General features: G+C 44.2%; 10 protein-coding genes. 4 read left to right on the top strand and 6 right to left on the bottom strand.

Translation table 11 applies throughout. The annotated features are described in order from the left end of the window. A partial coding sequence (locus P8O70_20315) for an ATP-binding cassette domain-containing protein (GenBank protein MDG2199186.1) occupies nt 1–496 on the top strand: 496 nt, incomplete at its 5' end. Between the two features lie 81 nt (nt 497–577). Further along, the gene (locus tag P8O70_20310; GenBank protein MDG2199185.1) at nt 578–1507 is read left to right on the top strand and encodes an ABC transporter permease; all 930 of its coding nucleotides are present in this window, start codon (nt 578–580) and stop codon (nt 1505–1507) included. 389 nt (nt 1508–1896) lie between these two features. Here the strand turns inward: P8O70_20310 and P8O70_20305 are convergent, their stop codons facing one another. The 6 genes from P8O70_20305 to P8O70_20280 form a co-directional block, all read right to left on the bottom strand. Then, nucleotides 1897–2655: a class I SAM-dependent methyltransferase gene (locus P8O70_20305; GenBank protein MDG2199184.1), complete on the bottom strand. Its 759-nt coding sequence runs from the start codon at nt 2653–2655 to the stop codon at nt 1897–1899. Between the two features lie 71 nt (nt 2656–2726). Further along, complete coding sequence (locus P8O70_20300; protein ID MDG2199183.1) at nt 2727–4232, bottom strand: hypothetical protein; 1506 nt, start codon at nt 4230–4232, stop codon at nt 2727–2729. Next, a complete protein-coding gene (locus P8O70_20295) occupies nt 4229–5029 on the bottom strand; it encodes an outer membrane lipoprotein-sorting protein (protein MDG2199182.1) in 801 nt (266 codons plus the stop codon). Before P8O70_20295 ends, P8O70_20300 begins: the two co-directional genes overlap by 4 nt. A gap of 73 nt (nt 5030–5102) precedes the next feature. Then, on the bottom strand, nt 5103–7622 hold the full coding sequence (locus P8O70_20290) for an MMPL family transporter (protein MDG2199181.1): 2520 nt from the start codon (nt 7620–7622) through the stop codon (nt 5103–5105). A gap of 203 nt (nt 7623–7825) precedes the next feature. Then, nucleotides 7826–8299: an efflux RND transporter permease subunit gene (locus tag P8O70_20285; GenBank protein ID MDG2199180.1), complete on the bottom strand. Its 474-nt coding sequence runs from the start codon at nt 8297–8299 to the stop codon at nt 7826–7828. Between the two features lie 357 nt (nt 8300–8656). Next, the gene (locus P8O70_20280; protein MDG2199179.1) at nt 8657–8836 is read right to left on the bottom strand and encodes a transposase; all 180 of its coding nucleotides are present in this window, start codon (nt 8834–8836) and stop codon (nt 8657–8659) included. 17 nt (nt 8837–8853) lie between these two features. Between P8O70_20280 and P8O70_20275 the strand changes: the two genes are divergently transcribed. Both P8O70_20275 and P8O70_20270 read left to right on the top strand, forming a co-directional pair. Next, nucleotides 8854–9129: a hypothetical protein gene (locus tag P8O70_20275; protein MDG2199178.1), complete on the top strand. Its 276-nt coding sequence runs from the start codon at nt 8854–8856 to the stop codon at nt 9127–9129. A 272-nt stretch (nt 9130–9401) separates the two neighbouring features. Beyond that, nucleotides 9402–10180, top strand: a 779-nt coding sequence (locus tag P8O70_20270) for an NAD-dependent epimerase/dehydratase family protein (GenBank protein ID MDG2199177.1), incomplete at its 3' end; no start/stop codon positions are given.

Below are 10180 nucleotides of genomic sequence, written 5' to 3'. Positions count from 1 at the left end.
AACTATCTATCAAGATTTAGCTTTAGTTGACTGTCTGAGTATCGAACAGAATATCTATCTTGGAAAAGAAATTGTTAAAAATTATTTTGGCCTTGAAGTTCTTCAGAATCATGAGATGAAGCAAGGTGCTCTTAAGTTTTTAAATGATGTTGGTGTAAGTATATTTGATACTAGTCGGCTAGTTAGTCAATTATCTGGTGGACAACGTCATGCAGTAGCGATAAGTAAAGGCGCTTTCTGGACTGAAAAAATTTTGATCTTAGACGAACCAACTGCTGCCCTTGGTGTAAAAGAAACAGCACGCATATTAGATCTTATCCTAGAATTGAAAAATAAAGGACTCTCTATAATCTTCATCACACACAATATGCAGGATGCTTTCAAAGTGGCTGATAGTTTTTTTGTTTTGCGTCTCGGTCAAAACAATGGCTCAAGAATTAAGGCAAAAACTAATCCAGAGGAAATAGTTAAGCTAATTACAGGTACAGTAGCTTAAATAATTTTTATGTTCCAATTTAATATGGCGATATCCTCAGTATTTTCTCACTCAAAAATTCTATTCATTAAATTTTTGAAGATGCGTGAAATAGGGGCACTTATTCCTCTTATCTTAATTTTTACTATTGCAAGTATATCGAATCCTGCATTTACCTCATTGCCAAATCTACTAAATATGTTAAGAGCGTCTGCTTACATATTTATTGCTGCAGTGGGCATGACTTATGTTTTGTGTGGGCGAGGCCTTGACTTGTCCATTGGATCTCAAGTTGGGATGTCGGGAGTAGTACTTGGTGTTTTGATGGTGTGGTTGAAAGTTCCTGTAGAACTTGCAGTTATCATTGCAATTGCAGTTGGTGCTCTTGCTGGAGCTTTAAATGGTTTTTTAGTTGTGGTTCTTAAAATTCCTCCATTCATTGCTACTCTTGCAACGTTTTACGGTTATAGAGGAATTCTCGAAGGTGTTACAAAAGGGACTCCTATTTCTCCAATGCCAGAAAATTTTAAGGTTATTGGACTTGGTAAGTTGTTTGGAGTACCATTTGTTATATGGTTCATGCTTTTTTTATTTGTTGTTGCTACCTTTACTTTAAGAAAAACAAAATATGGTAGATACGTTTTAGCTATGGGTGGTAACCCGCATAGTACTAGACTTGCTGGTATTAATACAAAAAAATTAACATTTTCTTTATATGTTTTGATGGGTGTTTTGGCTTGCATAGCTGGTATTTTTTTCACATCTAGGTTTTCTTCAGCACAAGCAAGTTTAGGAATGGGAATGGAGCTAAGAGTCATAGCTGCTTGCATTATTGGTGGAGTTAGTCTTTTTGGTGGCGCTGGTTCTATCTTGGGGACTCTAATTGGTTCAATGTTTCTTGTTGTTCTGGATAATGGAATGATAATGGCTCACATATCTGGTTACTGGCAACAAGCTGTGGTCGGTCTTATTATTGTGATAGCTTGTGTTGTCGATATTTTCAGGAAAGGTGATTTCTTTACTAAAGACTAATCTGAATTTTTTAATCTTTACTAAATATTTGATCTCAAGTCTGCCATTAATTACACATCAATTTATTTTCTTCAAAAATACAGATCCACTTTGAACACCGGACTGATTTAACTTTACGATGGTAATTAATGATTTTCACTCTGAGGCTCATCGAAACTGTCACCAGTGCTTCTCTCATCAGGGTCAGCATATTGGAGTCAACCAACTGAGCTCCGCAGACATCTGTGCAGTGATTTTGGAGTTTCGATAGTCACAGTAGGAATATGCGAGCAAGTTGAGGGTTGGGTAGTCTGCTAAAAAGCTCTTAGTGGAGAAACAGGCAAAACTCAATTGATATGGGAAGCTTCTTTATTATTCTTTCTTCAAGATGCAAACTTTTTAGATGGTGATTAAGGTAGCTGAGCTAGAAAAAATTCATCATTATAGTAATCTGAATTTTTTCGATGTGCGGCTGATTCTAAAGCAACTTGCTCCAGGATTTTCAAAGCTTCTGGATCATCGGCATATTTCCCACGAGATTCTTCGATGATCCGTTCCATCGGGGTGTAAAATTCATCCCACCAGGCTTCTGGTTGCAAGGGGAAGTGATCCAGTAACTCAAAAGGGCTACGCTCGATCAATGCGACCAGATCTGCAATTGAGCCTATTGTCAGGTAGTCACTCTCAATAATGGCTTTGACCACATCCAGTAGACTGGCTTTACAGCAGGCCGCATCTGAAAATACCAAATAGCCACCTTTTCGGAGTAGTCCTGCAGAAATTGAAAGTGCCCGCTGAATGCCAATGTTGTAGAACGCACCTTCCGACCAGATCAGGTTAAAACTTAATTGTGCTCGAGCAAGCTCCCGCTCGCCAACTTGCGACCGAATGTGTTCCATCAAACCAAGCTGCGCAAGCTCGTGGTTCAGCTTTCCAATGATTTGAGCGTGGTTGTCAACTGCGACGATCGATCCTTGAGTCAGCTCAGCTAGCTGTAAGGCTTGGCTTCCAGTTCCACAACCCAAATCAAGAATCTCTGGTGCATCTGGAAGATTCTCACAGAGGTGTAAAGCCTTCCGAGCTGAGGCCAGATTGCCTGGACCTTGTCGGGGAAGAGACTCAAAGATCTCAAAGAAGATTTCTAAGAATCGGGGGCTTGGTTCATCCATCCGACAAATTCCTGAGAGAGTAAACGACTTCGATAAATTAGAAACTTTATCTGCAAAGAATAGGGCAGGGGTTAAAATGAGTACTTGAGATCTGCGAAGAGACGATCGTTATTTGCGATGCGTTTTGAGTAAGATGTGTCCCCTTCGTGATAGAGCAAAATTCCACCGCCAACATTCAAACCATCAGCCCAATCATAATCGAGTCCAATTCGCTGGGATGAACCAGATGAACCAAATTCCCCAAACTGGAAGGCGATCACGTTGAAGGAAAGCGTCTGGTTGAGGAAATCCTGCTGAAAGCGGATGGCGGTCGTGACTGTGCTCTGTTCCTGCTCATTAGGAGCTTCTTCCAGTGATGTTTCAAACTCACGAATCCATTCCCAGGCTACTTCGAAACTCAGTGCACCATCGGGGATGCTCGAATATTCTGCACCAAGGACATGATCCTGCCGTGAAAAGGTCTTCGAAAAGTTGGTGAAACGCAGTCCCTGAACATCCACAATTTCCCCTCGCACAATCCAACTACCCTCGACGGTGCTGAAGGCAGTTCCGACCACTTGCAAGCGGTCATGTACTACTCTGTCTGGAAATAAACCTAACATCGGCTGGAAGCTGCCATCCGCCCGACCTTGATCGTTGTAGACACTGGCCGCATAGAAGGATAGGTCCCACCCTGTGAAGTGACCATTCAGGGCTATGCCGTATTCGGTCTCCGATGGTATTTCTTCTGGTGGACCTTCAGCATCCACAAAATAAAATTCACTGCCAAACTTCGGGGATTTACCAAAACGGATTTCATGAATGATAACCAGGTTCAGGTTCCAGTCTCCAGTGTAGTAGTCAAGTTGGGTCATCGTGACAGGCAGACGGCTGTCGTCGATGTCGATCAGTCCTGGTTCACGATTGTCGGTTGGATTCAGCACATCAACAACACTTAGCAGGTCTGCCTTTCCCCAGACCTTGATCTGATGACCAAACTTGAGATCAATGTCGGACCCCAGAGAAGTTGATAGGAAGGTTTCTCGCAGTTCAATCTCTTGTTCGTAAGCTTGCAGGTACTCCTCTGAGTATTCTTCACGATCCAGAAAATGATAGGCTAAGTCTCTGGAGACCTTGCCGTCCACGAAAAAGCGAGTGCTGGGCGTAAGATTGTATTGATACTCCAGCTGCAAATACAGACGGAGTTTTCTAAAACCTCGATAATCTGGTTTATCAGGATTAGGTTCTGGCTGAGCATAGGCATAGGCGATGTTGATTCCTGTCGATCCTGACAGACCAATTGGCAAAGAGAGGCTTTCTGCTGTAGTAACGCTTGACGAACTCTCCTCAAAGCCATCCAACAAATCATCCAAGGCATCAGCAGTTTCATCAGGCTCTTCAAAGCCACCCAACAGGTCGTTTGTAGAAGCTTCCGGCTCTTCAAAGCCATCCAGCAAATCATCCACAGATTCTTGCTGAGAGCTGGGTGAATCTCCAAAACCTTCAAGTAGTTCATCCAGTGATTCTTCCTGGGCAACAGCGGTACCAGCCCAGAGAAACAAACCAAGCCAAAAAACACCTTTCTGGAATGTCCTCAAAGTCCCTGCTCCAACCTACGCTGACTGAAGAGAGAGTCTTCCAGATTCTGATTGAGGCGAATGTTCTGCTGACGCAGGATGGTCTGGTGCACGACTTCCTTGCCAAAACGTCGCTGGGCCTTGATCTCAGAAGGGAACCAGACGCCTTCGATTTGTTGGAGATCCTTGAACTCAAAGAACTTGATGTCAGGACTCTTGTGGACCCAGTTCTTCGCTCGTACGACCACGTAATTATCTTTGCGTACCCAGATCACACTCTTGGCGTAACCAGTTTCTTCCTTGACGTCGTCGTTTTTGGGTTCGGAATAGATCACCCAGGCATCCGAGCCATCGACCTTGTCATTCTCCTTAAGCAACTTGTAGTTGTAATCACTGAGATTGTAGGAAGTCAGATCGGAGTAATTGAAATCTGACCCCATGAAGGAACCACTCTTATCACTGGCTGCAATCCGCTTGGTCTTGCGGAGCGCAGGGAGATACATCCACTGGTCATCATCCTTGCTCTCGTCATCGTAATCGTAAGTCAGAAAGCCCGTGTTACGCACATCAGCGGGTTCTTCAAAAAAGATGACGCTCTGTGAGTCTTCCCCCTTGTCCTGCCGATATTGCTGCATGCGTCGCACACGCTGCTCATTGTTCTTGTTGATCAGCACCATCTGCATTTCCATAACGATGTTGTCGCCATCTTCACGGTCATTGACTCGTTGCATGATTTCATCTGCTGTCAGGGCCCAGGCACTGGGACTAACTCCTACCAGGAAAGCTCCTAAAATCAGACTTTTCCACTTGTTCATCATAACCTTTCTATTGATTAAATGGATTCAAAGGCTTTTTCAAAAAATTGATGGAGAAAAAACAGCTTGAAAACAATCAGTTCAGTTCCGCAAAATCACTCTCTTTTGGGTAGGTCCTTGGCTGTTCCACAGAAGGCTGTTTACCATAGACCAACATCATCAACGCCGGTGCTGCAAGAACATCGAGGATCAAAGCCGAGCTAATGCAAACCACCAACAGCATGCCGAAAGCAAAGATATTAACGAAGTCTGCGGCCATGTAGGAAGCAAAGCCACCGACGAGAATCAACGTAGTAAAAAGCAGGGCTTTTCCAGTTGTCATCAGGGTTTCCTGGATGGCCCGAGCAGCATCTCCATAGCGGTCGAAATATCGTTGAAAGACACTCAAAAAGTGTACGGTATCATCCACAACCAACCCGATACCAATACTGCCGATCAGGATCGTGAAGGGATCGAGTGGCAGGCCAAAAAAACCCATTAGGCCCAGGGTGATCAGGATAGGAGTTAGATTTGGAATCATGCTGAGCAAGCCAACTTTCCAACTTCCCAGAAAGACGACCATCAGGCCAGTAATCAGGATCAGGGCGATGATGTAGCTGTTCCGCATGCTGTTGAGCACATTGGTCATGGTTCCTGCCCAGAGCTGGGCGATCCCTGTGATCGAATACTCAATCGTATTACCGAAGATACTTTGAATCTTCTCCTCGAGTTGTCCCGTGAAAACAATCGAATCAATGGCATCCAGATTTGGAATGTAGAGACTCAGTCGGGCCATACTGAAACCAACATCAGTCAACTTCTCTAAGTCATCTGAACCACTGTTGGAGAAGAGAAACATCTCCTGGGCAATCAGGTCCCTGGCCTGAGGAACGGCATAAAACTCTGCTCGGTTTTCGTTCAATGCACGGTTAGATTCTTTCAACACATCCAAAACCGACTGTGCCTTGCCGACAACTTCTCCTTTTGGAAATTTTAATTTTTCAGTGGCTACTGTGTTCAACTGATCGAGACGATTCATGAAATCTGGTTCATAGAGCCCCCCGGACTTTCCTGTATTGAGCAACACCTCGATGTTGGAAGAGCCCCCCATGCGAGAATCAATAATCTGTGTATGTTGTCGGAATTCAGCATTTTCTGGAAACCAGCGCAGCGGCCAGTTGGAAGGTCTCAGTTGAGCAATGCCTACCACAGCAATCATCACCACCACACCACAACCGATCATCACCTGCTTGGGATGGTTGACCGCCACTTTTCCACAATTGTTCAATATACGATCGGCCAAGGAGGGAGCATGTTCAGCTTGATCAAGGTCTTTGCGACCAAAGAGTGGTTGTGGCCCTCCGGGCAGTACCGCCAAAATTGCAGGCAACAAAGTCAGTGTAAGCGCCATTGCCGCCAGGACCCCTAGTCCTCCATAGATGCCCAAATCGGCAATTGGAGCAGAGGCGGCATTGGCAAATGACCACAAACCTCCAGCGGTCGTGAAGCTTGTCATCACAATGGCTAGCCCCGAATGGCTAAGAGCGTAGGCGACTGAATCACCCTTGGAATTGCCAGCCATCCGGTGTCGGTAGAAGATCGTCAGCACGTGCACCGCGTCCGCAACCCCAATCGCCAGAATGAAAGAAGGCAGGATCTGGTTAATGACTGTGAACGGACGACCGAAGGCTCCCATGAAGCCAAGAGTGACCACCATGCTCAACACTACCAAAAGTATTGGCAGCAGTACCCCAGAAATTCGGCGAAACAAGACCAGCAACAGCAGGAACATCAGGCCAATCGAAATTCCCGAAAACTTGGGTAGGTTCGACTGCATCGAGTCCTGGATGGAGGAACCATAGACTGGGCCTCCGGAGATGAATGTCTGAAAGTTTTCTCCCTCGTAGCGTTCCATCACTGCCTTGGTGGCTACAATCGCTTCATTCTCTTCGACAGAGGTAACCGCCTGCATATCAGGACCATCGGTCGCTGCTGTTTCATCAAAACCTCCCATCAAATCAGCATCCATTGCGGTATCGTCAAAGCCCCCCAGCAGGTCTTCTTCACCACCCTCCGGCAGCACGTAGGGATTTAGCTCCAATGTGATTGTGGTCAATTGACCATCTGGTGAGATCACCCAATTTGGATAGGTTGGACTGCTGAGTACATACTCCCTGAGTGCTGCCAGCTTTTGCGGATCTTCAGGAATCTCTTCGATCAGATCACCGACAATCAACTCATCTTCGGCACCCCTGGTGGATCTGACAGTGAGCAGACTGTTGACTTCACGAATATGGGGAACTTCCCGCTCCAGATCATCCTGCATCGCTTGGAGTTTTCTCAGAAACTCTGCATTGAAGACCTCTGGGGTGTCGATTCCAACCAGAATTAGATCGTCTCTCCCAAACTGATCACGGAAAGAGTTGTAATTGACAAGGATGGGATCATCGCCTTTGAAGAAAGCTTCATTGGAAGCATCGAAATAGAGGTGGCGCATTTGCGAGGCAAAACCTCCAACTACCAGTAAGGACAGTGCAATCACCAACCAACGGTAGCGTACAACTAGGTATCCCCAGCGTTCCATGTTGTGATCGACAGATTTTTTCCACTTTTGCATGACGAATCTTTTGGGAGAGAAGAAAAGATGAGGGCTAGATATGCACTCAATGAATTGTGAATCCTGCTATCTCTCCAATAATTCTGCCAAGTGATTAATATTTCAAAATACTGAAATAATTATTTTATTTATAAAATTAGCTAGGAATTACTAATTTGATGATAAAATTACTGAGTGATTAGAATTTCCGTGTTTAATTTCTTCTACTTTTTTGAATGGAGCAGGCTCATCAAAGCCGGTTCAACCACCAAATCCGCTAGAAAAGCAAAGAGAATTGTCAACCCAGTGATCAATCCGAAAGAGAACAGGTTGTTCATTTCAGAAATAGTGTAGCTGAAGAAGCCAATCGAGAGTACTACGCTAGTGAAGAGAAGTGTCCTACCAGTGGTATTGAGCGTACGAAGAACCGCTTCTTCCGGATTACCAGTCTTTTGCAAATAACGCTGAAAGTTGTGAAAGAAATGAATCGTATCGTCCACCGCCAACCCGAGGGCAATGCTTCCGACCAAAATTGACCTCAGATCCAGTGGCAGTTCTACCCAGTGCGTCACTCCCAATCCTAGGACAATTGGCAGAAAATTTGGGATAATGCTGATCAAGCCCAACTGTAGCCATCCCAAAACCAAGATCATCAAAAGAGTGATCACCAATCCTGCGATCAGATAGCTCTGCAACATAAAAGGTGCATGGCAATCTCAACAACATTTTGGTGTTCAACCTTTTTTGGGCGTCCTCTCAAAAGCTTTGTAAGCTTATCATTTATTTTATACTAACTGGTTTTTTATGTTGAAAGCTTTCAAGAAAGAGTTAACGTTAGTTAACATGGGTTTTAAATAAGCTATGCCAGCAACGGTTTTTGGTGAGAGTTGAGTTGATTGAGGATTCCCCAATCTTTCTTAGTCCAAAAGAGCTCTGGCCGCTTTTCCTACCAAATTTAAGCGGTAAAGCCAGTGAGCAGATGCACAAAGGCATTGATCGGACTGCGGTACCAGGAGTTAAGCGAACTTCCAGCAGGTCGCCACGGTAGTTGATGATCAGGTGTATTTTGAATCCGAAGAACCACCTACAGCGGATTTCCCTTTCTTGGCAAAGCCGTTGAAGATCTTGTGAGCACGGATGCGAGCATTGTGGCAATCTTTGACAGAGGTTGAGTCAACGAAAATGATTCCGCTGACCTGACCACGAGGGCTTACCAAGTAGTGCAAAAGAGGCACAGACTTCGAGGGGGAAGTTGGATGAAGCAAGTGTAACTTGGTGCTTGGGGAAACTCACAATTCCAGTAAGGGATCACCCTCTGCGTATGATAGCCCTTGAAGTTGTGCAGTCCCCCAGAGTGGTGGAACATAACCAGAACCGTCAAGATCCCCCGCTTAAGCTTAGGCCTGTGGGGCGCTGGCGTTTGGGAGCAGGTGGGGGCAAAATGCCAGAGGGGACTTCGAGAGAGAGCTGGCTTCAAAAATCACCAATGCCACGAAACACGGTGGTCAAATCCATCGGAGTCTCCTGAGGTGAGTGGAGGCAAGATCATTTCTCTCACAGGATGTCAGTAGCCTCCCAAGTTATCCAAAACTCACGTTAATCAGGTTATAAAGTTCAACAAATAAACTGTTCTGAGTTGCCACTGCAAATCAGTCATAATTCTTTTTATTTAACGGAAAAAGTTCTAAATCTTGAGGAAAAAATAATATGCCCAGAACAAAATAAGCCTGTAATTTATCATAGCTAAAATCACTCTTAATCAAAGAATTTGAAGCACCAAAAATAAGAAAAAAAACAAAGATGAAAAAAGTGTTAGTTACAGGAATTTCTGGTTATATAGGACAACACTGCGCAGTTGAGCTGTTGAAAGAAGGATACTACGTCAAAGGAAGTCTTCGGGATTTAGAGAAAAAAGATGAAGTTATCAATGGTATAAAAAAAGAAATAGATTCTGGTGAAAATTTAGAATTCGTTAAGCTCAACTTACTTAGTGATGAAGGTTGGGATAATGCTGTTGAGGGTTGTGAATCTGTACTACATGTCGCTTCACCCTATTTTGTTAGGGAACCAACTAATGAAAGTGAATATATTAAACCTGCATGTGAAGGTACATTACGAGTACTAAAATCTGCCCAAAAAGCAAAAGTGAAGAAGGTTATTCTTACTTCTAGCATTGTCGCAATGATGGGCAAAGTTTTGGACAGTAATGAGGACACTGGAACTATAGATAGTAGAAGTTGGACTGATGAGAACTCAAGCAATATAAACACTTATATGAAAAGTAAAACTCTCGCTGAGAAAGCTGCATGGGAGTTTGTTAAGAATATATCAGAAAGTGAGAAGATAGAATTAGTAGCTATTTGTCCAGGAGTCGTAATGGGCCCAACTCTGACAGGGAATATTGATGGTCAGTCTATGCAATTTATATCCAAAATGTTGACTGGCCATTACAAAATGGCAATGATTCCTCCAATCGGGTTGCCAGTGTCAGATGTTAGAGATTTAGCGAAAATTCATGTCCGTTCGATTACAGAAAACGCTACAAATGGGAAGCGTTTGATACCCACAACCGCTAAAGC

Source organism: SAR324 cluster bacterium, assembly GCA_029245725.1.
Lineage (GTDB): Bacteria > SAR324 > SAR324 > SAR324 > NAC60-12 > JCVI-SCAAA005.
This window is presented reverse-complemented; position numbering and strand designations above follow the sequence as displayed.

Excerpts from the sequence above, each read along its gene's own strand:
- P8O70_20295 (MDG2199182.1), bottom strand. The coding sequence starts at position 5,029 with ATGATGAACAAGTGGAAAAGTCTGATTTTAGGAGCTTTCCTGGTAGGA.
- P8O70_20310 (MDG2199185.1), top strand. The coding sequence starts at position 578 with ATGCGTGAAATAGGGGCACTTATTCCTCTTATCTTAATTTTTACTATT.
- P8O70_20290 (MDG2199181.1), bottom strand. The coding sequence starts at position 7,622 with ATGCAAAAGTGGAAAAAATCTGTCGATCACAACATGGAACGCTGGGGA.
- P8O70_20285 (MDG2199180.1), bottom strand. The coding sequence starts at position 8,299 with ATGTTGCAGAGCTATCTGATCGCAGGATTGGTGATCACTCTTTTGATG.
- P8O70_20305 (MDG2199184.1), bottom strand. The coding sequence starts at position 2,655 with ATGGATGAACCAAGCCCCCGATTCTTAGAAATCTTCTTTGAGATCTTT.